Here is a 23,752-nt window from a genome sequence, read left to right as displayed (position 1 = left end):
CGGATGCGCGCTTCGGTCGACCGTGAAACCGGGCGCCGGCAGCCGCGCAGAAGCGCGAATGTCGGCCGATCGCGAACCACGGGACCTGGCAGGTGCTTGTACGCCGGCCTCGGTCGACAGGAGATCCGTGGCTCGATCATCAGTCGTCGGATGACTTGTGACGCAGTATAATGAATCATCGGCGTTCGCTCAAACCCCGCGTAAACCCTCGGCTCACATTACGATCATTCAAAAAGGAACCGGCCTCATGTCCGTGCCCACGCTTCCCGCAGCGCCGCGCCGTCGCGCACGCAGCCTCGCACAAGATGTCGTCGACGCGCTGACCGCGCAGATCGAAAACGGCACGCTGCGTCCCGGCGACAAGCTGCCGACCGAAACCGAAGTCATGGCGGCGCAGGGCGTCAGCCGCACGGTCGTGCGCGAAGCGATCTCGCGGATGCAGGCGAGCGGCCTCATCGAGACGCGCCACGGCATCGGCAGCTTCGTGCTCGAACCGACGCGCCGCCAGACGCTCGGCATCGATCCCGCGACCATCACGACGCTGCGCGACGTGCTGGCCGTGCTCGAGCTGCGCATCAGCCTTGAAAGCGAATGCGCGAGCCTCGCGGCGCAGCGCGCGAACGATACCGACCTCGGCGCGCTGCGGCGCGCGCTCGACGCGATCGCGTCGGGGGCGGGCGGCGGCCGCGACACGGCCCAGCTCGATTTCCAGTTCCACCTGCAGATCGCGCAGTCCACCGGCAACCGCTACTTCGTCGACATCATGACGCAGCTCGGCGCGTCGATCATTCCGCGCACGCGCGTGAATTCGGCGCGCTTCGCCGGCGACGACCTCGAGCGCTACGTCGGCCGGCTCAATCACGAGCATGAAGACATTTACGAGGCGATCGCGCGTCACGACCCGGAAGCCGCGCGTGCCGCGATGCGCACGCACCTGACCAACAGCCGCGAGCGGCTGCGCCGTGCGCACGAGGCGGCCGAGGCGGAACGCGACACGCAGGCCGGCTGACGAGACGGCCCGTGCATTGCAGCGGGCCAATATCACCAAAACATCAGTCATCGTATGAGGGCGGCGCGCCTGCGCCGGTCATTTCATTGCCGGCACCTGTCCGCCGCCGGTGCCTGCATCGCGCGTGTGAAGGCGGGGCGACGTTCCCGCCACCGCCCCCGCGCGCCGGCGGCCCGGCTGTCCAGGCCGCCAATCCCGCTCGATCAGCCTCCCTTCGTCACGATGGTCTTCCACGCACCGCTCTTCACCTGATACAGCGTCGACATCCCGCTCTTCAGCGAGCCGTCGCTCGCGAACGAGATGCGGCCGGTGACACCTTCGAAGTCGACTTTCTTCAGGGCCGGGCGATAGACCTTCGGATCGGTCGAGTTGACCGCCTGCATCGCCTTGATCGCCGCCCACGCCGCGTCGTAGCCGAACTGCGCATACGACAGCACGTCGACGCCGAAGCGCTTCTTGAACCTCTGCTCGAAATCCTTGCCCTGCGGCAGCTCGTCGAGCGGCCGACCGTATTCCCACGCCATCGCGCCTTCCGCGGCCGGGCCGGCGATCTTGATGAACTCGTTGTCCTTCACGCCGCCGCCGCCGACGAACTGCGCGTTCAGCCCGAGCTGGCGCATCTGCTTGATGAAGTTCGCGGCGAGCGAGTCGAGACCGCCGAAGAAGATCAGGTCGGGGTTCTTGCCCTTCAGGCTCGTGATCTGCGCGCGGAAGTCGACCGCCTGGTTGCTGGTGAACTCGCGGCCGATGATGTTGCCGCCGGCCGCCTTCACGGCCTTCTCGAACTCGTCGGCCTCGCCTTGGCCGAATGCGGTGCGGTCGTCGATGATCGCGATGCGCTTCGCCTTGGTCACGTCCACGGCGTACTTGCCCGCGTTGCCGGCGTTCTGGCCGTCGGTCGCGATCACCATGAACATGTTCGCGAGCCCGCGCGACGTGAGCGTCGGATTGGTCGCGGCCGGGTCGATCACCGGGATGCCGGCCTTGTCGTAGACCACCGACGCCGGAATCGTCGTGCCGGAGTTGAAGTGGCCGACCACCACCGACACGTTCTGGTCGACGAGCGCCTGGGCGGCCTGCACGCCGATGCGCGGGTCGGCCTGGTCGTCCTGCACGACGAGATTGAAGTGCGCGGGCTTGCCGGCGATCTGGATCTTCTGCGCGGCCGCATCGTCGAGCGCGAGCTGCACGCCGTTCTGGAGATCCTTGCCGTAACCGGCGTTCACGCCGGTAAGCGGCGCGGCGAAGCCGACCTTGACGTCGGTCGAGTCGGCCGCCTGAGCGGCCTGTTGCGAGAGGAGAGCTACCGCGGATACGACCGATACCGACAACAGGGAATGACGGAATTTCATGTTCGTTCCTCTTGTTCTTACACCAGCGGGTGGATACCGCACGCAGCCGGCGGGCCGGGCGCGTGCGACGGGCGGGCGGTTCGACCGCTTCTCGGAATCGGGCGGGGAGGTCGGCATGCTGATGCTTCCCGGAAGAATCTCCCGTCAGGCTCTGCGAGGAGCCCCGATCGCCTCGATATATAGGTCGCCGATATGTGCGGGTCTTGGCAATTTGCCGCGCATTCGGTGCGGATTTGCGCATAGCTTCCACGCGAGCGCGGACGGCCGGTATCGGGAGTTTCCCGTCGCGAGCGCGACGGGCGGGGAGGCGGGCGGCGGTGCGGAGTTCGAACACGGCGCGGCCCGCCGGGGCCGCGCCGTGTCATGAGAGCCGTCAGTCGGACAGCGCGTCCGATGCGGCTTCGGCGTCGTCGTGCGCCGCGGTCGTGCGGATGGCCGGGTCGCTGGTGCTCGGGCGGCCGGTCTCGACGTGACCCGCGAAGCGGCGCTGGAAGCCGAGCGGCTTGCCGTCGCTGACGGTCAGGTCGTACCAGCCGTTGCTGCCGCGCAGGTCCCAGTAGTCGTCGACGTGCGTGCCCGGCTTGAGGTCGAACTCACGCGCGTGGCCGTGGCCGTATGCGTTCGTCACCTTGAGCCGCACGGTTTTGTGGCCGCGGTTCATCAGGCGCAGCGTGATGTTGCCGTTCGCGACGTCGTAGCCGTAGATTACCTCGGGGTTGACGCTCGCGGCGCCGACCGCCAACGCGGCGGGGCTGCGGAAGTGGCAATAGAAGCCGTTCGGGCCGTACACGTCGAGGTCGTACAGGCCGAGCGACGGTGCCGGGCTCCACGTGTCGGAAAGCCGCTTGCCGGCGTCGACCGTGTAGGTCCACGGGCCGTCGACGCGATTGCGCGCCTGAACCTGGAACGCCGCGCCCGCGGTGCCGGTGTTCGCGAAGGTCAGCCGAAACTGGCCGCTCGCGTTGTCGATCCGGCCGTGCACGAACAGTTCGTACGGCAGCGCACGCGCCGGACGCAGGCCGGCCTCCTGCTTCGGCAGATGCTGGACGACCGGCGGCACCGGGATGTAGTCGGGGTGACGGTTGCGGTCGGGCGGCGCGTAGCCGCTCGTGTCCGGGAGCTGCGGCCAGCTTGCGTCGGGCGTCGCGAAGTCGAACGCGGACGTCAGGTTGCCGCACACCGTGCGGCGCCACGGCGACACGTTCGCCGCGGTGACCGCGTACTGCGTGCCGAAGCGCGCTTCGATGAATTGCAGTAGCGACGTATGATCGAAGGTTTGCGAGCAGACCCAGCCGCCCTTGGTCCACGGCGACACCACCAGCATCGGCACACGTGGCCCGAGCCCATACGGGCCGGCCATGTGCGATGCGTCGCCGGCGAACACCTCGTTGGTCGTCGCGACCGTCGACAACCCGTTGTCGCGCGACTGCGGTGCGAACGGCGGCTGCACGTGGTCGAAGAAGCCGTCGTTCTCGTCGTAGGTGATGAAGAGTGCGGTCTTGCTCCACACGTCGGGATTCGACACGAGCGCCTTCAGCACCTGCTCGATGTACCACGCGCCGTAGTTCGCCGGCCAGTTCGGGTGCTCCGAGTAGGCTTCCGGCGCGCAGATCCACGACACTTGCGGCAGCGTGCCGTTCTTCACGTCCTGCTGCAGCACGTCGAACAGCGTGCCGCCGGCGCTGATGTTGGTGCCGGTGCGCGCCTTTTCGTACAGCGGCGTGCCGGGCAGCGCGCTGCGGTACTGGTTGAAGTAGAGCAGCGCGTTGTCGCCGTAGTTGCCGATGTACGGGTTCTGCGTCCAGCCCCACGAGCCGTTCGCGTCGAGCCCCGTGCCGACGTCCTGGTAGATCTTCCACGACACGCCGGCCTGCTCGAGCACTTCCGGATAGGTCGTCCAGCCGTAGCCCTTTTCCTCGTTGCCGAGCACAGGGCCGCCTCCCGTGCCGTCGTTGCCGACGTAGCCGGTCCACATGTAGTAGCGGTTCGGGTCGGTCGAGCTGGGGATCGCGCAGTGGTACGCGTCGCAGATCGTGAACGCGTCGGCGAGCTGATAGTGGAACGGGATGTCGTCGCGCTTCAGGTACGCCATCGTCGTGGTGCCCTTGTTCGGCACCCACTGGTCGTAGCGGCCCTTGTTCCACGCGGCATGCATGTCCTGCCAGCCGTGCGGCAGGTCCTGCAGGAACTGCAGGCCGAGCTTGTCGGCGCCCGGGTGGAACGGCAGCAGCTCGGCCGGGCCGACCGGCTGGTGGAACACCGACTTGCCGTTCGCGAGACGCAGCGGGCGTGGGTCGCCGAAGCCGCGGACACCGCGCATCGTGCCGAAGTAATGGTCGAACGAGCGATTCTCCTGCATCAGGATCACGATGTGTTCGATGTCGCGGATCGTGCCGGTACGGCGGTTCGCGGGAATGGCGAGCGCATCGCGGATCACGGGCGGGAACAGGTTCAGCGCGGCGGCGCCGGCAGTGCCGGCGGCGACGCGCAGGAAGTCACGACGGTTCGATCGGGTCATGGTCGTTATCGTGCGTTAAAGGGGGAGCCGGTTGGCGGGAAATGCGGGAAATAACGGGCGCGTCCGCGGCGCAGGATGCGGCTGCGCCAGTCGTGCCGCCGCGAGCATAGCGAGTATTCGGTGTCATTCATGTGAAGTCCGGAAACGTTTGCACGCGCGGCATTGAACGGACGACGGCCGACGGTCGTGATGCACGGGAAACGGGGATGCGGACAGCGGGAAAGCGGATAGCAGAACAGCAGAACAGCAGAACAGCAGAACAGCAGAACAGCAGAACAGCAGAACAGCAGAACAGCAGAACAGCAGAACAGCAGAACAGCAGAACAGCAGAACAGCAGAACAGCAGAACAGCAGAACAGCAGGTGACGCGCGCCCGCGACGCGGATGCGGCGGCGTCAGGCGTCCGTCACCCACGCGCCGAACCATTCGCTCGGGCGCGCGATTTCATCCTGCGCGGCGACGAGTTCGAGCTCGTAGCGGCGCGCGTCGTAGGTCGCCTTCACGACCGCGTGCACGGCCGCAAGCGTGTGTTCGAACGCGGCGCGCACCGAGTCGCCGCGCAGCCGGCGCGCGACGAAGATGGCGCTGGTGAGGTCGCCGACGCCGACCGGATGGCGAGGAAACGCATACAGCGGGCGCTGGCCGATCCACGCTTCGGTCTCGGTGACGGCGAGCATGTTGAAGCGGTCGGCCGGGCTGTTACGGTCGTGCAGGTGCTTGACGAGGATGATCTTCGGGCCGCGGCGGATCAGCGCGCGGCAGGCGTCGACGGCTTCGGCGACGGTCTCGATGCGTCGCCCGGCGAGCTTCTGCAGCTCGGTGTGGTTCGGCGACATGCCGTCCGCGAGCGCCGGCATCTCCTGGACGATGAATTCCTCGACACCGGGCTCGGGCCGGATGCCGCCCGTCTGGCCCAGCGCCGGATCGCAGAAGTACCACGCGTTCGGGTTCATCGCCTTCACCGAGCGCACGATCTCGACCGTCGCGCGCGCCTGCGCCGGCGAGCCGACGAAGCCGGACAGCACCGCGTCGCAGCGCTTGAGCGCGCCGATCGCGGCGACCCCGTCGACGAGCTGCTCCATCTTCGCGGCGTCGATCGCGCTGCCGGCCCAGTGGCCGTACTGCATGTGATTCGACAGCTGGACGGTGTTGAGCGGCCAGACGTTGACGCCGAGGCGCTGCATCGGGAACACGGCCGCGCTGTTGCCGGCATGTCCGTAGATGACGTGCGACTGAATGCTGAGGACGTTTTTCATGAGCGTTCGCCTGCAGGCGTTTCAGGGTCACGTCACACGATACCCGAGATCGTCGCGTGCGCGGAAGTCGCTCGGTCATCGAGTGTTGCGCGCCGTCGTCAGCTTGACCGCGTAGAATCGCGGGGCGCGCAGCCGCCTGGCTGCCCGCGTGCATTTCCCATTACCGTGATCGCCATGCCTTCGATTCGCAAGATGTTGTCCCTCGCGCGCGCCGCCGTGCTCGGCGCGGGTGTCGCTGCCGCATGCGCGACGCCAGCCGCGGCCGCTGTCCCGGCGCCGGCCGGTAACGACGGGCCCGCGTACGGCCCCCGCCTGGAAGGCTTTGCCTATCCGGAGCCGGTGCACCGCTACGCGTTCGTGTCCCAGCGCGAAACCCTCGAAATGATGTACATGGATGTGCAGCCGGCGCACCCGAACGGTCGCACCATCGTGTTGCTGCACGGGAAGAACTTCTGCGCGGCGACGTGGGAGGACACGATCGGTGTGCTGAGCCGCGCCGGCTATCGCGTGATCGCGCCGGACCAGATCGGCTTCTGCAAATCGTCGAAGCCCGAGCGTTACCAGTTCAGCTTCCAGCAGCTCGCGCGCAACACGCATGCGCTGCTCGAGTCGATCGGCGTGAAGTCGGCGACGATCGTCGGCCATTCGACGGGCGGGATGCTCGCGATGCGCTACGCGCTGATGTATCCGAAGGCGACCGAGCAACTCGTGCTGGTGAACCCGATCGGCCTCGAGGACTGGAAGGCGCTCGGCGTGCCGCCGCTGTCGGTCGACTACTGGTATGCACGCGAGCAGAAGACGACGGCGGACGGCATCCGCCGCTACGAGCAGGCGACCTACTACGCGGGCAAATGGGCGCCGGCATACGAGCGCTGGGTGCAGATGCTCGCCGGCATGTATCGCGGCCCGGGCCGCGACGCGGTCGCGTGGAACTCCGCGCTGATCTACGACATGATCCTCACGCAGCCGGTGGTCTACGAACTCGGCGCGATCCGAGTGCCGACGCTGCTGCTGATCGGCGACAAGGACACGACCGCGATCGGCAAGGACGTGGCGCCGCCCGAGGTGCACGCGAAGCTCGGCCGTTACCCGGAGCTCGCGAAACGCACGCAGGCGGTGATTCCCGGCGCGCAGCTCGTCGAATTCCCGGCGCTCGGGCACGCGCCGCAGATCCAGGACCCGGACGCATTCCACAAGGCGCTGCTCGAAGGGATGGAGGCGGTGCACCCGCAGTGACGCCTGCGCGGGCGCACCCGCGCGGTCAGCGGGTTTCGTTCGCGAGTTCGTCGCGGATCTGTGCCGCCAGCTCGAACGAGCGCACCCGCGCGGCGTGATCGTAGATCTGTGCGGTGACGATGACCTCGTCCGCGCCCGTCTGCGCGATCCGGTCGCGCAGCTTGTCGCGCACCGTGTCGCGCGAGCCGACGGCCGCGAACGACAGCGCGTGCGCGACGTTCGCGAGTTCGAACTCGCTCGCCTCGAGCGCGTCGACGGGCGGCGGCAGCTTGCCCGGCGTGCCGCGGCGCAGGTTGATGAACTGCTGCTGCAGCGACGTGAAGAGGCGCCGCGCCTCGTCATCGGTATCGGCCGCGAACACGTTGACCCCGACCATCGCATGCGGTTTCGGCCACGCGGCCGACGGCCGGTACTGCGCGCGATAAAGCTCGAGCGCGCGCATCAGATAGTCCGGCGCGAAGTGCGACGCGAATGCGAACGGCAGCCCGAGCATCGCGGCGAGCTGCGCGCTGAAGAGGCTCGAACCCAGCAGCCACACGGGTACGTCCAGCCCCGCGCCGGGCACCGCGCGCACGCGCTGGCCGGGCACCGGTTCCGCGAAGTAGCGCTGCAGCTCGGCGACGTCGTCCGGAAACGAGTCGGCGCTGCCGATCAGGTCGCGGCGCAGCGCGCGCGACGTGGTCTGGTCGGTGCCGGGCGCACGGCCGAGCCCGAGGTCGATGCGCCCCGGATACAGCGATGCGAGCGTGCCGAACTGCTCGGCGATCACGAGCGGCGCATGGTTCGGCAGCATGATCCCGCCCGAGCCGACGCGGATCGTCTTCGTCGCGCCCGCCACATGACCGATCACGACGGCGGTCGCCGCGCTCGCGATGCCGGGCATGTTGTGATGTTCGGCGAGCCAGTAGCGCCGGTAGCCGAGGCGCTCCGCGTGCTGCGCGAGATCGACTGTGTTGCGGAACGCCTGGGCGGCGTCGGCGCCGGCGGGAATGGGGGCGAGATCGAGTACGGAAAACGGAATCATCGGTGGCCTTCGAAGGGGAGGGGCGCGGTGATGCGCATGCGCAACAGATGCCGACGATTTTGCCAAAGGGTTCCGGAACGCGCTGGCGACGCGCGGATACCCATGAGCCTTTCAGGGGTGCAAGGTGAGGCTCGGCGATTGTTGCAAAAATAAGCCTAATCGCCGAATAATTACCAAACTTTACCGCGATTGGACATGTCTTCGCATCGACGTACAAATTTCCACGAAACGGTTGATTTTCAAGACTGCAATATGCCTGCAAAGCGCTTACGCTAACGTGAACGAGGTGGTACCAGAATGGTTCCTCGGTCGCACAGCTTTGCCGAAATCGCACCAGTCCGTTTCACGTGGCGTCCGAGCGCGGGGCGGCGCGGGCTGATAAAATCCGGCGCCTGCCCATGTTGTGCCGATGGTAGCCATTCGAATCTTCCCGCATCCCGTCCGGGCATCGCGCGAGGACACGCCACGCGAAGCCGGGCATGGCCGCCTTCGGGGAACGGGCCGTGCCTCCCCATTACACAGACGCTGCTGGAACAAGGAGTCGGGTCGTGCCCGCGTTCGTTGCTGTCGGAATATCCAATCACGTTCAACCCGGTTCGATCGATCGGCAGGGCGCGCGCGTTACCCGAGGGCGTCGAGCATGACGCCCGCCGTCACGTTGCTGGACTGGCTCCTGACCGTGTTCACGCTGGCCGCGGCCGGCTATGCGCTCGTCGCCGCGTTCGCGCCGCGTCCGCGCACGCCACGCACCGCCGCGCGCGACGGCTTCGAGCCCGTCAGCGTGCTCAAGCCGCTGTGCGGCGCGGAGCCGCACCTGTACGAGAACCTCGCGACCTTCTGCGAGCAGCGCCACCCGCGCCATGAAGTGCTGTTCGGGGTCGCGTCGGCGGCCGATCCCGCCATCGCCGTGGTCGAGCGGCTGCGGGGCGATTATCCGGAATGCGACATCACGCTCGTGATCGACGCGCGCGTGCACGGCAAGAACCTGAAGGTCAGCAACCTGATCAATCTGGCCGAGCGCGCGAAGTATGGCCGCATCGTGATCGCGGACAGCGACATCGCGGTGAAGCCGGATTACCTGGAGCGCGTGACGGCGCCACTCGCCGACGCGTCAGTCGGGGTCGTCACGTGCCTGTATCATGCGCGCAGCGTCGGCGGATTCTGGACGCGCATCGGTGCGCAGTTCGTCGACGCGTGGTTCGCGCCGTCGGTACGGATCACGCACCTCGGCCGCTCGAGCCGCTTCGGCTTCGGCGCGACGCTCGCGCTGACGCGCGACACGCTCGACCGGATCGGCGGCTTCATCGCGCTGAAGGACGAACTGGCCGACGATTTCTGGCTCGCCGAGCTGCCGCGCCGCCTCGGGCGGCGCACCGTGCTGTCCGAGGTCGAGGTCGCGACCGACGTGATCGAGCCGTCGTTCGGGCCGCTGTGGCACCGCGAGACGCGCTGGCTGCGCACGATCCGTTCGCTGAATCCGACCGGCTTCGCGTTTCTGTTCATCACGTTTACCGTACCGTGGCTCGTGATCGGCGCGGCACTGGCACTACGTCTCGATGGCACCGTCGCCGGCCCGCTGGCGGGTGGCGCGGCCGTCGTCGGCGCGTTCGGGCGGCTCGTGCTGCACGCGCGCGGCGAGGACGGCTGGCGCGCGTTCTGGCGCGATCTGCCGCTCGTCGCGGTGCGCGACACGCTGCTGGCGCTCGAATGGCTCGCGGCCGCGTTCGGCACGCACGTCGTGTGGCGTGGCGCGAGGATGACGGTCGTCGGCGGCGAACGCGCGACGGCGGCAGTGGAAGGCGGGGACGGCCGCTGAGGATCTTCCCCGGGGGAGCCGGCCATGCGCCTGGCCCCGATCGAATCCGGCCCGAAGGCCGAGACGCGCCGCGCGGCAACGCCGCGCGACGCGACATGACAGAGAGGCGGGCGCCGGCAGGGCGGCCCGCGGTTGATTGACTGAATCGTTGAAACGAATCGAACTATGCAGGCTACCGGAGCATTCATGAAAACGCTGTTCTTGCAGGCCCCTTCGTATGACGGCTTCGACGGCGGAGCCGGCTCGCGCTACCAGGCGAAGCGCGAAATCCGTTCCTTCTGGTACCCGACGTGGCTTGCACAGCCGGCCGCGCTCGTGCCGGGCAGCCGCGTCGTCGACGCGCCGGCCGACGGCCTGTCGGTCGAAGAGACGCTGAAGATCGCGAACGACTACGACCTCGTGATCATCCACACGAGCACGCCGTCGTTCCCGACCGACGCGATGTTCGCGCAGGATCTCAAGAAGATGAAGCCGTCGATGCTGGTCGGCATGGTGGGCGCGAAGGTGATGGTCGATCCGCACAACTCGCTCACGGCGAGCGAGGCGATCGACTTCGTGTGCCGCGAGGAATTCGACTACACCTGCAAGGAAATCGCCGAAGGCAAGCCGTTCCCCGAGATCAAGGGCTTGAGCTGGCGCGCGAAGGACGGCTCGATCGAGCACAACGAAGCGCGTCCGATCCTCGAGAACATGGACGAACTGCCGTTCGTCGCGCCCGTCTACAAGCGCGACCTGAAGATCGACAACTACTTCATCGGCTACCTGAATTACCCGTACGTGTCGATTTATACGGGCCGCGGCTGCAAGTCGCGCTGCACGTTCTGCCTGTGGCCGCAGACGGTCAGCGGCCATCGCTACCGCACGCGCTCGGTCGAGAACGTGCTCGCCGAAGCGAAGTGGATCCGCGACAACATGCCGGAAGTGAAGGAACTGATGTTCGACGACGACACCTTCACCGATGACCTGCCGCGCGCCGAAGCCATCGCCATCGGTCTGGGCAAGCTCGGCATGACGTGGTCGTGCAACGCGAAGGCGAACGTGCCGTACAAGACGCTGAAGGTCATGAAGGAAAACGGCCTGCGCCTGTTGCTGGTCGGCTTCGAATCCGGCGACGACCAGATCCTCGTGAACATCAAGAAGGGCGTGCGCACCGATTTCGCGCGCCGCTTCAGCGCGGACTGCAAGAAGCTCGGCATCAAGATCCACGGCACCTTCATTCTCGGCCTGCCGGGCGAGACGCAGGAAACCATCAAGAAGACGATCGAGTACGCGAAGGAAATCAATCCGCATACGATCCAGGTGTCGCTCGCCGCGCCGTATCCGGGCACGACGCTCTACAAGCAGGCCGTGGAAAACGGCTGGATGGAAGAGAACAAGACCATCAACCTGGTGAGCAAGGAAGGCGTGCAGCTGGCGGCGATCGGCTATGCGCACCTATCGCGCGACGAGATCTATCACCACCTCGAGCAGTTCTATCGCCAGTTCTACTTCCGTCCGTCGAAGATCTGGGAGATCGTCCGCGAGATGCTGACGAGCTGGGACATGATGAAGCGCCGTCTGCGCGAAGGCGTCGAGTTCTTCCGCTTCCTGCGCGCGCACGAGGCCTGATTCGTGACGACGCAGCGGGCGGCGCGGGCGCTGATCTTCACCGCGGACGACTTCGGGCTGCACCCGCGCGTCAACGCGGCGGTCGAGCGCGCGCATCGCGACGGCGTGCTGAACGCCGCGAGCCTGATGGTCGGTGCGCCCGCGGCGCAGGATGCGATCGAACGCGCGCGGCGGCTGCCGTCGCTCGCGGTCGGCCTGCATCTCGTGCTCGCGGACGGGCCGGCCACGCTGCCCGCGCATGAAATACCCGCGCTCGTCGGCCCCGACGGGCGGTTCGGCGATGCGATGGCGAAGGACGGCTGCCGCTTCTTCTTCCTGCCGCACGTGCGTGCGCAGCTGCGCCGCGAGATCCGCGCGCAGTTCGATGCGTTCGCGGCGAGCGGCCTGCCGCTCGACCACGTGAACGCGCACAAGCATTTCCATCTGCATCCGACCGTGCTGTCGATGATCATCGAGATCGGCCGCGACTACGGGCTGCGCGCGGTGCGGTTGCCGTACGAAACGAGCGCGCCCGCGCTGCTCAAGCCGTGGATCGCGCTGGTGCGCGCGCGGCTCGACCGCGCGGGGCTTGCGCATAACGACTATGTGGTCGGAATCGAGCATACGGGCGCCATGGACGAGGCCGTGCTGCTCGACGCGCTCGCGGCGCTGCCGCCCGGCGTCGGCGAGATCTACTGTCATCCGGCGGAAGCGGGCGACGGCCCGATCACGCCGACGATGGCCGATTACCGTCCGGTCGACGAGCTGGACGCGCTGCTGTCGCCGCGCGTCGCGGCCGCGCTGAAGGCCGCGGGCGTCGCGACCGGCGGTTTTGCGGACGTGTTCGGCCAGCCCGCGGCGCGGCGCGGCACGCGAGCGTCGCGCGAAGCGGGGGCGCAGCCGTCATGACCAAATGGATCAAATGGCTCGGCTGGCCGATCGGCATCGGCATCCTGCTCGCGCTCGGTTTGCACGAAGGCATCGGCGACGTGACGCAGATGCTCGAGCGCGCCGGTTTCGCGCTGCTGTGGCTCGTGCCGTTCCATGCGCTGCCGCTGCTGCTCGACGCATATGCGTGGCACCAGCTGCTCGACCGGCGCGCGTCGCTGTCGTTCCTTTGGTGGGTCGCGACCGTGCGCGAAGCCGTGAACCGGCTGCTGCCGGTGGTCGGGATCGGCGGCGAGCTGGTCGGGATCCGGATGGCGCGCTGGCAGGTGCCCGACGCGAGCCGCGTGACCGCGTCGGTGATCGTCGAGGTGCTGGTTACGATCGTCGTCCAGTATGCATTCGCCGCGCTCGGCCTCGTGCTGCTGCTCGCGACGACGCACGACATGGGCGGCGGCACGATCGGCCTCGCGCTGCTGCTGACGCTGCCGCTGCCGGTGCTCGGCGTCGTGCTGATGCGTCGCGGCGGGATCTTCCATGCGATCGAGCGGTTCGCGGGGCGTCTGCTCGGCGATTCGCACCGGTTGCTGCAGGGCGTCGACGGCCGCCGTCTCGACGGCGACATCGACGCACTGATGTCGCGCACGGCGCTGCTGTTCAGCGCGTTCTTCTGGCAGTTGTCCGGCTACGTGCTCGGCGCGCTCGAAATCTACTGGGCGCTCGCGCTGCTCGGCCACCCGGTATCGATCGGCGGCGCGATCGCGATCGAGGCGATGACGCAGGCCGTGCGGCATGCGGCGTTCATGGTGCCGGGCGGCCTCGGCGTGCAGGAGGCGACCGTCGTGCTGCTCGCGCAGATGTTCGGCGTCGATCGCGAGACGGCGCTGTCGCTCGCGCTGGTCAAGCGCGGCCGCGAGGTGCTGTTCGGCTGCCTGGCGCTAGGTTCGTGGCAGCTGGCCGAACTGGTGCGCACGCGCCGACGGATCAAGGCGGTGCCGGCCGGGGCGCGCACCCCGCAGGCGAGCCGCGAGGCCGAGGCGCAAACCGAAACGATGCACTGAACACGAGACGGGCCGCGCGCCCGTCTCGCGCTTTTGGCGTTGCACGGGTATCCTTGCCGCGTGTTTTCTCGACGCGCATTTCTTCCGATGATTTTCCGTTTCCGGCTGCTTCCCGTGACGATGCTGGCCGCCGCGCTGGCGCTGACCGGCTGCGACGACAAGCAAGGCAATCTCGACGTGCAACGTATCAGGGACTTCTTCAACGCGATCAAGCCGGCGCCGCTGCTGCTCAAGGGGCTGAAGGCCGGCGTATCGACCGAAGCCGACGTGCGCGCCACGATGGGCAAGCCCGAGACCGAGCGCGCGTTCACCGACGGCTCGAAGCGCCTCGAATATCCGCGCGGCCCGATGGGCAACCAGACCTGGTTCGTCGACCTCGACGCGAGCGGGCATTACACGGGCGCGACGCAGGTGCTGACCGCCGAGAACTTCGCGAAGGTGCGCCCGGGGATGACCGAGGACGAGGTGCGGCGCCTGCTCGGCAAGCCGGGCGACATCGCGCAGTACCCGCTGAAGCCCGAGATCGTGTGGAGCTGGCGGTGGCTCGAGGACGGCGTGAACACCGACGCATTCTTCAACGTTCATTTCGGCCCGGACGGGCTTGTCTATACGACTTCGCGCTCCGACATCCTGAAGGGGCGGTGAGACCACCCGCGGCGCTATATCGAAAAAGCGACCGGAAAATTGCAAAAAGTCCGCTTCCCTGCGTGTCATCCGACTGTCAGGAAGCGGCTTTTTTCCTTTTGAAACAGTGGCGTAGGTCTTGCCTGCAAATGGTGCGACGAATTGCTGCGACGCAGCAATCACGCGCACGGTGATTTGAGGCAATCAATTTCGCTTGCGACTATCCGCGTCAGCCCGGCGCGGGAAGGTATGCGTGCCGGTGTTCATATCAACACTGGAGACGCGCGTGTTCCTTTACGGCTTTGGTCCTGTCCTCTGGGCCGGCACCGTGCAGACCATCGAGCTGTCGGTGCTGTCGCTCGCCGCCGCGGTGGCGCTGGGGCTGATCGGCGCGGTGGCGAAGCTGTCGCATAACCGGGTGCTGCGAGCGATCGCGACCGGTTATACGACGCTGATCCGCTCGGTGCCCGATCTCGTCCTGATGCTGCTGCTGTTCTACAGCATCCAGATCTGGCTGAACCAGTTCACCGACCTCGTCGGCTGGGACCAGATCGACATCGATCCGTTCGTCGCCGGCGTGCTGACGCTCGGCTTCATCTACGGCGCGTACTTCACCGAGACGTTCCGCGGGGCGTTCCTGTCGGTGCCGCGCGGCCAGCTCGAGGCCGGCGCGGCGTACGGGATGAGCGGGATGCGCGTGTTCGTGCGGATCATGTTTCCGCAGATGATGCGTTTCGCGCTGCCCGGCATCGGCAACAATTGGCAGGTGCTCGTGAAGGCGACCGCGCTGGTGTCGATCATCGGTCTCGCGGACGTCGTGAAGGCCGCGCAGGACGCCGGCAAGAGCACGTTCAACATGTTCTTCTTCATCCTCGTCGCGGCGCTGATCTACCTCGCGATCACGACCGTTTCCAACCTCGTGCTGATCCAGCTCGAGAAGCGTTATTCCATGGGCGTGCGGCACGCAGAACTATGATCGAGATCCTCCAGGAATTCGGCCAGGCGTTCCTTTACTGGGACGGCCAGCGCCTCTCCGGCCTTGCGGTGACGCTGTGGCTGCTCGTCGCGTCGATTTCGCTCGGCTTCGTGTGCGCGGTGCCGCTCGCGGTCGCGCGCGTGTCGAAGAAGAAGTGGCTGTCGATGCCGGTGCGGTTTTACACGTACGTGTTTCGCGGCACGCCGCTCTACGTGCAGCTGCTGCTGATGTACACGGGCATGTACAGCCTCGAGTTCGTGCGGTCGCACTCGCTGCTCGACGCGTTTTTCCGCAGCGGCTTCAATTGCGCGATCCTCGCGTTCGCGCTGAACACCTGCGCGTACACGACCGAGATCTTCGCCGGCGCGATTCGCGCGATTCCGCACGGGGAGGTCGAGGCGGCGCGTGCTTACGGGATGTCGCCGTTCACGATGTATCGCCGAGTGATCCTGCCCTCGGCGCTGCGCCGCGCGCTGCCGCTGTACAGCAACGAGGTGATCCTGATGCTGCATGCGACCACTGTCGCGTTCACGGCGACCGTGCCCGACATACTGAAGGTCGCGCGCGACGCCAATTCCGCGACCTACATGGCGTTCCAGTCGTTCGGTGTCGCCGCGCTGATCTATCTTGCGGTATCGTTCGCACTCGTCGCGGCATTTCGCCGGGCGGAGCGCCACTGGCTCGCGTATCTCGCGGCCGGCCGTCATTGATTTCACTTCGAGGAGAGCCAGTTGGCCGAGATCACTCAAACGAGCGCGTCCGCTTCCGTGAAGCTTGCCGCAGTCGACATTCACAAGCGCTACGGCGATAACGAGGTGCTCAAGGGCGTGTCGCTGAACGCGAAGGCGGGCGACGTCATCAGCATCATCGGCGCGAGCGGTTCGGGCAAGAGCACGTTCCTGCGCTGCATCAATTTTCTCGAGCGGCCGAATGCGGGGCAGATCGTCGTCGACGGCGAGGCCGTGCGCACGAAGACCGACCGCGCCGGCGCGCTCGAGGTTGCCGATCACAAGCAGTTGCAGCGCATCCGCACGAAGCTCGCGATGGTGTTCCAGCACTTCAATCTGTGGGCGCACATGAACGTGCTCGAGAACGTGATGGAAGCGCCGGTGCACGTGCTCGGCATTTCGAAGAAGGAAGCCGAGGAGCGTGCGCGCGAGTACCTGGAGAAGGTCGGTTTGCCGCCGCGCGTCGAAAAGCAGTATCCGTCGCATCTGTCGGGCGGGCAGCAGCAGCGCGTCGCGATCGCGCGCGCGCTGGCGATGCATCCCGACGTGATGCTGTTCGACGAGCCGACTTCGGCGCTCGACCCGGAACTGGTCGGTGAAGTGCTGAAGGTGATGCAGAAGCTGGCCGAGGAAGGCCGCACGATGATCGTCGTCACGCACGAGATGGGTTTCGCGCGCAACGTGTCGAACCACGTGATGTTCCTGCATCAGGGGCGGACCGAGGAAGAGGGCGATCCGAAGGAGGTGCTGGTGCGTCCGCAGAGCGAGCGTCTGAAGCAGTTCCTGTCGGGCAGTCTCAAGTAACGCGAAGGGCGGGTTTCATACGTGGTACCGGTGTCTCGTCCCGCAGGCGCCACCCGCACGACGCAGGTGGCGATCGTTGCATTGCCGCCCGTGTCGATGTCGGGTGTGGGTCCGATCGTCGATGCGCTGCATCTCGCGAACGAGATCGACGGGCGCTTGCTGTATCGCTGGCAGGTGTGTTCGTGGGACGGGCGGCCGGTGCCGCTCGCCGGCGGCGCGCAGTGGCATGCCGATGCGGCGTTCAACGATGCGATCGCGTGCGACTGGCTGATCGTCGTGTCGGAGCGGTTTCAGCAGTTTGCCGACTATCGGTTGTTTCTCGCGAGTCTCGCGCGGGTCGGGCAGCGCACGCCGGTTGTGACCGGGATTCACCACGGCGTGTGGTGGCTCGCGATGGCCGGGCAGCTTTCCGGATATCGCGTGAGCGTGAACTGGGAGACGTATCAGCAGTTCGCCGAACAATTCGAGCGGTCGATCGTCACGCAGCAGATCTTCGAGATCGATCGCGATCGGGCGACCTGTGCGGGCGGGCAGGCGACCGTCGATTTCATGCTGGCCATGATCGGCCGGGAACACGGGGCGGATCTGGGTGAGCGCATTGCCGATGCGCTCGGGGCCGGCACGCTGCGCAGCGGCGAGGAGCGGCAGCGGATTCCTTTCGTGACCGCGCCGGGCGAGCGGCATCCTCGGCTGAACGATGCGTTGCTTTTGATGGAAGCCAATGTCGAGGATCCCTTGACGACCGATGAGATCGCCGGGCTCGTGGGCGTTTCTCGGCGGCAGCTCGAAAGGCTTTTTCGCCAGTATCTCGGGGCGATGCCCTCGAAGTATTACCTCAATCTCCGGTTGCTCAAGGCCAGGACCCAGTTGCAGCGGACCAGCAAGTCGGTGGTTCAGGTCAGTCTCGCTTGTGGGTTCTCTTCTGCTGCGCATTTTTCCAACGCTTATCGCGAGCGGTTTGGTGTGACGCCTCGGGAAGATCGGCGAGCGTGGCTCGAGAAGCAGACCGGTGGGGGTAGTGAGCCTCGTGGGGGGGCGCTTGTCGAGCGTGGTGGCAAGGATTGAGGTCTTTTGCGGTGCGCGGTTTGTTGTCGTGAAGCACCTGGGGTCGTGTCGGTCTATCAGCGTCGCCCCTGCGCGGGGCGGCGGTTACTTTTCTTTGTCTTGCCAAAGAAAAGTAACCAAAAGAAAGGCGCTCGGATAACGCATGACTTCCCGGTGCCGTGGTCATCATAGTGGCCCTCGCCTAAGTGTCCGCGCCAGGCGGGAACCCGGAGTGGTTCGAGCAATGGGTCTGACACCACTCGCCGCCCCACGGAGCGGTATAGCGCCCGCTGGCTCCGTCCTCGCTTCGCTCGGCCGACAGGTCCACCCATCCCTTTTTCAACGCGGTTGGACGAATGTTTCCAGAATCGTGGTGGAGCAGCACATCGATCCAATAAATCGAATTTGTCGTTGCTATGCAACGGATGCCTCACTGATTCGGCGAACTGATCAGTGGGCGTTCCAGATGACGCGCGGGCTCATGAATTGCGGCTGAAGAACCTTACAGCCGAGCGAAGCGAGGATGGAGCTAGCGGGCGGTATACCGCTCCGTGGGGTGGCGAGTGATGTCAGACCCATTGCTCGAACCACTCCGGGATCCTGACTGGCGCGGACACTTAGGCGAGGGCCACTTTGATGGCTATGGCACCGGGAGGTCATGCGTTATCCGAGCGCCTTTCTTTTGGTTACTTTTCTTTGGCAAGACAAAGAAAAGTAACCGCCGCCCCGCGCAGGGGCGACGCTGATAGACCGACACGACCCCAGGTGCTTCACGACAACAGGTGCTTCACGCCAACAAACCGCGCACCACCAAACGACCCCAAATAAAGCCCACAAAAAAACCACCCCCCGCCGAAAGGGCAAAATACGGCGAACCATCCGCTTCCGATAGAACCCGTCGCAAATCCGCAAGACGCTTGCGTCACCCTTACCTAAACTTGATCCTGTTGAACCCTCTTACGAAACCGAAAGGAACGACCATGACGACCTCGACCGTGACCCGCCAGACATTCGACGAAGTGATGGTGCCGGTATTCTCCCCCGCGCCGTTCGTGCCGGACCGTGCAGAGGGCTCGCGCGTGTGGGACACGGCCGGCCGCGAATACGTGGATTTCGCCTGCGGCATCGCGGTGACGTCGCTGGGCCACGGCCACCCGGAACTGCTGAAGGTTCTGGACGAACAAGGCCGCAAGCTCTGGCACATCGGCAACGGCTACACGAACGAGCCGGTGCTGCGCCTCGCGAAGCGCCTCGAATCGCTGACCTTCGCCGACCGCGCGTTCTTCGCGAACTCGGGCGCCGAAGCAAACGAAGCTGCCCTCAAGCTCGCACGCCGCGTCGCATTCGACCGCCACGGCGCTGACAAATACGAAATCGTGTCGTTCGTCCAGTCGTTCCACGGCCGCACGTTCTTCACGGTCAGCGTCGGCGGCCAGCCGAAATACTCGGAAGGCTTCGGCCCGGTGCCTGAAGGCATCAAGCACCTGCCGTTCAACGACATCGAAGCCGCCAAGGCCGCGATCGGCCCGCAAACCTGCGCGGTGATCGTCGAGCCGGTGCAGGGCGAAGGCGGTGTGATCCCGGCCGATCCGGCCTTCCTGAAGGCACTGCGCGAAGCCTGCGACGCCAACGACGCACTGCTGATCTTCGACGAAGTGCAAACGGGCGTCGGCCGCACGGGCCAGTTCTACGCGTACATGGACACGGGCGTCACGCCGGACATCCTCACCACCGCGAAGGCGCTCGGCAACGGCTTCCCGATCGGCGCGATGCTGACGACGAACGAACTGGCCGCGCACTTCAAGGTCGGCGTGCACGGCACGACGTACGGCGGCAACCCGCTCGCGTCGGCGATCGCGGACAAGGTCGTGGAACTGATCAGCGACCCGGCGCTGCTCGAGGGTGTGCGCGAACGCAGCGTGCGACTGAAGGGCGCGCTGGAACGCATCAACGCACGCTTCGGCATCTTCAAGGACATCCGCGGCAAGGGCCTGCTGGTCGGCGCGGAACTCACCGCCGCATTCGACGGCCGTGCGAAGGACTTCGTCACCGCCGCCGCCGAGAACGGCCTGATCATGCTGATCGCGGGCCCGAACGTGCTGCGCTTCGTCCCGTCGCTCGTGATCCCGTTCGACCTGCTCGACGAAGGCGTGAAGCGCTTCGAGAAGGCGGTCGAGCAGGTGCTCGCGGCCCAGGAAGCCACCGCGCGCTGATCGGCGCCCCCCATCGCAGACAGGAACGACGATGCTATTTGTTCGCCCCGGCAAACTCACGGATCTCGATGCGCTCGCGCACATGGCGCGCACCGCGCAGCCGGTCCTGCACTCGCTGCCGCACGACCGCGCGGCGCTCGAAGCGCGCGTGGCGCTCTCCGAGGATTCGTTTCGCGCGGACGTCGACTTCGCCGGCGAGGAGTTCTACCTCTTCGTGCTCGAGGATTCGTCGACGGGCAAGCTGCTCGGCACGGCGAGCATCGTGGCCGCGGCCGGCTACTCGGAACCGTTCTACGCGTTCCGCAACGATGCGCTGATCCACGCGTCGCGCGAGCTGCACGTGAACCGCAAGATCCACGCGCTCACGATGTCGCACGAGCTGACCGGCAAGAGCCGGCTGGCCGGCTTCTACGTCGACCCGTCGCTGCGCGGAGACGCGGCCGCGCACCTGATCTCGCGTGCGCGAATGATGTACATCGCCGCGAACCGTCGCCGCTTCACGCCGGAAGTGTTCACGCTGCTGCTGGGCGTGAGCGACGACACGGGCGCATCGCCGTTCTGGGAAGCGGTGGGCCGCAAGTTCTTCGGCCGCAACTTCACCGATGTCGACATCGCGTCGGGCGGCCGCAGCCGCACGTTCATCGCGGAAGTGATGCCGGCGTATCCGCTCTACGTGCCACTGCTGCCGGAAGCCGCGCAGCGCGTGCTCGGCGAGCCGAACGAATCGGCGCTGCTCGCGTACGACATCCATCTCGAGGAAGGCTTCGAGCCGGACCGCTTCGTCGACATCTTCGACGCAGGCCCGGTGTTGACCGCGCAAGTCGACCGCACCGCGTGCGTGAAGCACGGCGCGGAGCGCGTCGTGCGCGAGGCCGCGCACCAGCGGGGCGACGTCGCATACATGGTGTCGACCGGCAGCGGCGAATCGTTCCGCTGCGTGCTGGCCGACCTGCCGGGCGACACGGCCGATGCGCGGGGCGCCCATGCGCCGCTGGCCGGCGACGTGCGCGCGGCGCTCGATGTGAAGGAGGGGGACGTCGTGCGCTGCGTGCCGCTGCACCGCCGCGACGATGAAGACATGAAGGGAGACGCAGCATGATCGTCGTTCGGGTCGTACAAACGGGCGACGTCGACGCGCTCGTATCGCTCGCGAAGGAAACCGGGCCGGGCCTGACCACGTTCAAGCCCGATCGCGACGCGCTGGCCGCGCGCATCGAACGCACGCGCCGCACGCTCGACGGCGAGGCAGCGCCGGGCGAAGCCGGCTACTTCTTCGTGATGGAAGAATCGAAGACGGGCGACATCGCGGGCGTGTGCGGGATCGAGTCGCAGGTCGGCCTCGAGCAGCCGTTCTACAACTATCGCGTGAGCACGGTCGTGCATGCGAGCCAGGAGCTCGGCGTGTGGACGCGGATGCACGCGCTGAACATCTCGCACGACCTGACGGGCTATGCGGAAGTGTGTTCGCTGTTCCTGAGCCCGCGCTATCGCACGGGCGGCGTCGGCGGCCTGCTGTCGCGCTCGCGCTTCATGTTCATCGCGCAGTTCCGCGACCGCTTTCCGGAACGCATCTGCGCGGAGCTGCGCGGCCACTTCGACGAGGACGGCACGTCGCCGTTCTGGCGCGCGGTCGGTTCGCACTTCTACCAGATCGATTTCAACGCGGCCGACTACCTCAGTTCGCACGGCCGCAAGTCGTTCCTCGCGGAACTGATGCCGCGCTATCCGGTGTACGTCGACCTGCTGCCGCAGGACGCGCAGGACGCGGTCGGCCTCACGCACCGCGACACGCTGCCGGCCCGCAAGATGCTCGAGGCGGAAGGGCTGCGCTACCAGAATCACGTCGACATCTTCGACGCGGGCCCGGTGCTCGAATGCCACGTCAACGACCTGCGCACGGTGCGCGAGAGCGTCGTCGTGCCGGTCGCGATCGGCGAGCCGGACGTGCGAGACGATGCGGGGGGCGGCCATCCGTCGAAGTCGCTCGTGTCGAATACGTCGCTCGGCGATTTCCGCGTCGGCGTCGCGCCGGGCGTGGTCGCGAATGGCGCGTTCGTGCTGTCGGCCGACGATGCCGCCGCGCTCGACGTGAAGGCCGGCGATCCGGTCCGCGTGCTGCCGCTCAAAGTCAAACAGGGATAAACGAATCATGACGGAACTCTTCATCGACGGCGCCTGGGTCGCAGGCTCGGGCCCCGTCTTCGCTTCGCGCAACCCGGGCACCGACGCGATCGCATGGCAGGGCGGCAGCGCATCGGCGGCCGACGTCGACCGTGCGGTCGCGAGCGCGCGTCGCGCATTCGCCGGCTGGTCGGCACTCGACTTCGAATCGCGCTGCGCGATCGTCAAGCGCTTCGCGGCGCTGCTCACCGAGCGCAAGGAAGCGATCGCCACCGCGATCGGCCGCGAGACGGGCAAGCCGCTGTGGGAAGCGCGCACCGAAGTCGCGGCGATGGCCGCCAAGGTCGGCATCTCGATCCAGGCCTATCAGGAACGCACCGGCGAGAAGCGCCAGGACATGGCCGACGGCGTCGCGGTGCTGCGCCATCGTCCGCACGGCGTCGTCGCGGTGTTCGGCCCGTACAACTTCCCCGGCCACTTGCCGAACGGCCACATCGTGCCGGCGCTGATCGCGGGCAACACGGTCGTGTTCAAGCCGTCGGAGCTCGCACCGGGCGTCGCGCGCGCGACGGTCGAGGTGTGGCAGGAGGCCGGGCTGCCGGCCGGCGTGCTGAACCTCGTGCAGGGCGAGAAGGACACGGGCATCGCGCTCGCGAATCATCGGCAGATCGACGGGCTGTTCTTCACCGGCAGCTCGGACACCGGCACGCTGCTGCACAAGCAGTTCGGCGGGCGGCCGGAAATCGTGCTCGCGCTCGAGATGGGCGGCAACAACCCGCTCGTGATCGGCGAAGTCGAGGACATCGACGCGGCCGTGCATCACACGATCCAGTCGGCGTTCCTGTCGGCCGGCCAGCGCTGCACGTGCGCACGGCGCATCTTCGTGCCGCAGGGCGCGTTCGGCGACCGCTTCCTCGCACGTTTCGCCGACGTCACGTCGAAGATCACGGCCGACGTGTTCGACGCCGATCCGCAGCCGTTCATGGGCGCGGTGATCTCGGCACGCGCGGCCGCGAAGCTCGTCGACGCGCAGTCGCGGCTGGTCGAGCAGGGCGCGAAGCCGATCATCGCGATGACGCAGCGCGATCCGCGCCTGGGTTTCGTGAACGCGTCGATCATCGACGTGACCGGCGTGGCGCAGCTGCCCGATGAAGAGCATTTCGGCCCGCTCGCGCAGATCGTCCGCTACGCGACGTTCGACGAGGCGCTCGAGCGCGCGAACGACACGGCGTTCGGCCTGTCAGCCGGCCTGCTGGCCGACGACGCGCACGCATGGGACCACTTCCGCCGCACGATCCGTGCGGGGATCGTCAACTGGAACCGCCCGACCAACGGTGCATCGTCGGCCGCACCGTTCGGCGGCACGGGCCGCTCGGGCAACCATCGGCCGAGCGCGTACTACGCGGCCGACTATTGCGCGTATCCGATGGCGTCGGTGGAAAGCACCGAATTGACCTTGCCCGCGAGCCTGTCGCCGGGCCTGCATTTTTGATCGAGG

The 23,752-nt window shown here is 66.8% G+C and carries 19 protein-coding genes; 15 read left to right on the top strand and 4 right to left on the bottom strand.

Annotated elements, in window-relative coordinates:
• Nucleotides 1-247 precede the first annotated feature (247 nt).
• Entirely contained in the window at nt 248-1,009 is a 762-nt protein-coding gene (locus ACV22W_RS22895; protein ID WP_448021939.1) for a FadR/GntR family transcriptional regulator, read from the top strand.
• Between the two features lie 203 nt (nt 1,010-1,212).
• Here the strand turns inward: ACV22W_RS22895 and ACV22W_RS22890 are convergent, their stop codons facing one another.
• From ACV22W_RS22890 to pdxY, 3 genes are all read right to left on the bottom strand, one after another.
• Nucleotides 1,213-2,361: a branched-chain amino acid ABC transporter substrate-binding protein gene (locus ACV22W_RS22890; protein ID WP_448021938.1), complete on the bottom strand. Its 1,149-nt coding sequence runs from the start codon at nt 2,359-2,361 to the stop codon at nt 1,213-1,215.
• A 373-nt stretch (nt 2,362-2,734) separates the two neighbouring features.
• Nucleotides 2,735-4,879 (bottom strand): phosphocholine-specific phospholipase C, encoded by a 2,145-nt coding sequence (locus ACV22W_RS22885; protein WP_448021936.1) that lies wholly within the window; start codon nt 4,877-4,879, stop codon nt 2,735-2,737.
• A gap of 395 nt (nt 4,880-5,274) precedes the next feature.
• Nucleotides 5,275-6,135, bottom strand: coding sequence for a pyridoxal kinase PdxY (gene pdxY / locus ACV22W_RS22880; RefSeq protein WP_059447657.1), 861 nt, complete (start codon nt 6,133-6,135; stop codon nt 5,275-5,277).
• A 174-nt stretch (nt 6,136-6,309) separates the two neighbouring features.
• On the opposite strand from pdxY, the gene ACV22W_RS22875 reads away from it, so the two are divergent.
• The gene (locus tag ACV22W_RS22875; protein WP_448021934.1) at nt 6,310-7,371 is read left to right on the top strand and encodes an alpha/beta fold hydrolase; all 1,062 of its coding nucleotides are present in this window, start codon (nt 6,310-6,312) and stop codon (nt 7,369-7,371) included.
• Between the two features lie 25 nt (nt 7,372-7,396).
• Here ACV22W_RS22875 and ACV22W_RS22870 read toward each other — a convergent pair whose 3' ends face one another.
• The gene (locus ACV22W_RS22870; protein ID WP_448021932.1) at nt 7,397-8,395 is read right to left on the bottom strand and encodes an LLM class flavin-dependent oxidoreductase; all 999 of its coding nucleotides are present in this window, start codon (nt 8,393-8,395) and stop codon (nt 7,397-7,399) included.
• Nucleotides 8,396-9,035: 640 nt separating this feature from the next.
• On the opposite strand from ACV22W_RS22870, the gene hpnI reads away from it, so the two are divergent.
• The 13 genes from hpnI to astD all read left to right on the top strand — a co-directional run bounded on the left by hpnI (nt 9,036) and on the right by astD (nt 23,746).
• On the top strand, nt 9,036-10,211 hold the full coding sequence (gene hpnI / locus ACV22W_RS22865; protein WP_448021930.1) for a bacteriohopanetetrol glucosamine biosynthesis glycosyltransferase HpnI: 1,176 nt from the start codon (nt 9,036-9,038) through the stop codon (nt 10,209-10,211).
• A 165-nt stretch (nt 10,212-10,376) separates the two neighbouring features.
• Nucleotides 10,377-11,819, top strand: a complete 1,443-nt coding sequence (hpnJ, locus tag ACV22W_RS22860) for a hopanoid biosynthesis associated radical SAM protein HpnJ (protein ID WP_306426965.1) — start codon at nt 10,377-10,379, stop codon at nt 11,817-11,819.
• Nucleotides 11,820-11,822: 3 nt separating this feature from the next.
• The gene (hpnK, locus tag ACV22W_RS22855) at nt 11,823-12,707 is read left to right on the top strand and encodes a hopanoid biosynthesis-associated protein HpnK (protein ID WP_448021929.1); all 885 of its coding nucleotides are present in this window, start codon (nt 11,823-11,825) and stop codon (nt 12,705-12,707) included.
• Nucleotides 12,704-13,744, top strand: coding sequence for a lysylphosphatidylglycerol synthase domain-containing protein (locus ACV22W_RS22850; RefSeq protein ID WP_448021928.1), 1,041 nt, complete (start codon nt 12,704-12,706; stop codon nt 13,742-13,744). Before hpnK ends, ACV22W_RS22850 begins: the two co-directional genes overlap by 4 nt.
• An 87-nt stretch (nt 13,745-13,831) precedes the next feature.
• Nucleotides 13,832-14,389, top strand: a complete 558-nt coding sequence (locus ACV22W_RS22845) for a hypothetical protein (protein ID WP_059815955.1) — start codon at nt 13,832-13,834, stop codon at nt 14,387-14,389.
• Between the two features lie 265 nt (nt 14,390-14,654).
• Nucleotides 14,655-15,344, top strand: a complete 690-nt coding sequence (locus ACV22W_RS22840; protein WP_059523652.1) for an ABC transporter permease — start codon at nt 14,655-14,657, stop codon at nt 15,342-15,344.
• Entirely contained in the window at nt 15,341-16,054 is a 714-nt protein-coding gene (locus tag ACV22W_RS22835; RefSeq protein WP_448021925.1) for an ABC transporter permease, read from the top strand. Before ACV22W_RS22840 ends, ACV22W_RS22835 begins: the two co-directional genes overlap by 4 nt.
• A gap of 21 nt (nt 16,055-16,075) precedes the next feature.
• Nucleotides 16,076-16,876, top strand: coding sequence for an ABC transporter ATP-binding protein (locus ACV22W_RS22830; RefSeq protein ID WP_006488736.1), 801 nt, complete (start codon nt 16,076-16,078; stop codon nt 16,874-16,876).
• Nucleotides 16,877-16,897: 21 nt separating this feature from the next.
• Nucleotides 16,898-17,941 (top strand): GlxA family transcriptional regulator, encoded by a 1,044-nt coding sequence (locus ACV22W_RS22825; protein WP_059691111.1) that lies wholly within the window; start codon nt 16,898-16,900, stop codon nt 17,939-17,941.
• Between the two features lie 959 nt (nt 17,942-18,900).
• Entirely contained in the window at nt 18,901-20,133 is a 1,233-nt protein-coding gene (locus ACV22W_RS22820; RefSeq protein ID WP_448021924.1) for an aspartate aminotransferase family protein, read from the top strand.
• A 31-nt stretch (nt 20,134-20,164) separates the two neighbouring features.
• On the top strand, nt 20,165-21,232 hold the full coding sequence (aruF, locus tag ACV22W_RS22815) for an arginine/ornithine succinyltransferase subunit alpha (RefSeq protein WP_448021922.1): 1,068 nt from the start codon (nt 20,165-20,167) through the stop codon (nt 21,230-21,232).
• Nucleotides 21,229-22,275, top strand: coding sequence for an arginine N-succinyltransferase (gene astA, locus ACV22W_RS22810; RefSeq protein ID WP_448021921.1), 1,047 nt, complete (start codon nt 21,229-21,231; stop codon nt 22,273-22,275). The genes aruF and astA overlap by 4 nt, the downstream gene beginning before the upstream one ends.
• Nucleotides 22,276-22,282: 7 nt before the next feature.
• Nucleotides 22,283-23,746 (top strand): succinylglutamate-semialdehyde dehydrogenase, encoded by a 1,464-nt coding sequence (gene astD / locus ACV22W_RS22805; protein WP_448021919.1) that lies wholly within the window; start codon nt 22,283-22,285, stop codon nt 23,744-23,746.
• Nucleotides 23,747-23,752: the final 6 nt, after the last annotated feature.

The sequence above is a fragment of the Burkholderia sp. AW49-1 genome (assembly GCF_053427845.1).
This window is presented reverse-complemented; position numbering and strand designations above follow the sequence as displayed.

Bases quoted from the DNA above. Each gene is read 5' to 3' on its own strand.
- ACV22W_RS22895 (WP_448021939.1), top strand. From the start codon at position 248: ATGTCCGTGCCCACGCTTCCCGCAGCGCCGCGCCGTCGCGCACGCAGC.
- ACV22W_RS22885 (WP_448021936.1), bottom strand. From the start codon at position 4,879: ATGACCCGATCGAACCGTCGTGACTTCCTGCGCGTCGCCGCCGGCACT.
- ACV22W_RS22890 (WP_448021938.1), bottom strand. From the start codon at position 2,361: ATGAAATTCCGTCATTCCCTGTTGTCGGTATCGGTCGTATCCGCGGTA.
- ACV22W_RS22875 (WP_448021934.1), top strand. From the start codon at position 6,310: ATGCCTTCGATTCGCAAGATGTTGTCCCTCGCGCGCGCCGCCGTGCTC.
- ACV22W_RS22820 (WP_448021924.1), top strand. From the start codon at position 18,901: ATGACGACCTCGACCGTGACCCGCCAGACATTCGACGAAGTGATGGTG.
- ACV22W_RS22870 (WP_448021932.1), bottom strand. From the start codon at position 8,395: ATGATTCCGTTTTCCGTACTCGATCTCGCCCCCATTCCCGCCGGCGCC.
- hpnJ (WP_306426965.1), top strand. From the start codon at position 10,377: ATGCAGGCTACCGGAGCATTCATGAAAACGCTGTTCTTGCAGGCCCCT.
- ACV22W_RS22835 (WP_448021925.1), top strand. From the start codon at position 15,341: ATGATCGAGATCCTCCAGGAATTCGGCCAGGCGTTCCTTTACTGGGAC.
- astA (WP_448021921.1), top strand. From the start codon at position 21,229: ATGATCGTCGTTCGGGTCGTACAAACGGGCGACGTCGACGCGCTCGTA.
- aruF (WP_448021922.1), top strand. From the start codon at position 20,165: ATGCTATTTGTTCGCCCCGGCAAACTCACGGATCTCGATGCGCTCGCG.
- ACV22W_RS22850 (WP_448021928.1), top strand. From the start codon at position 12,704: ATGACCAAATGGATCAAATGGCTCGGCTGGCCGATCGGCATCGGCATC.
- hpnI (WP_448021930.1), top strand. From the start codon at position 9,036: ATGACGCCCGCCGTCACGTTGCTGGACTGGCTCCTGACCGTGTTCACG.
- ACV22W_RS22845 (WP_059815955.1), top strand. From the start codon at position 13,832: ATGATTTTCCGTTTCCGGCTGCTTCCCGTGACGATGCTGGCCGCCGCG.
- pdxY (WP_059447657.1), bottom strand. From the start codon at position 6,135: ATGAAAAACGTCCTCAGCATTCAGTCGCACGTCATCTACGGACATGCC.
- astD (WP_448021919.1), top strand. From the start codon at position 22,283: ATGACGGAACTCTTCATCGACGGCGCCTGGGTCGCAGGCTCGGGCCCC.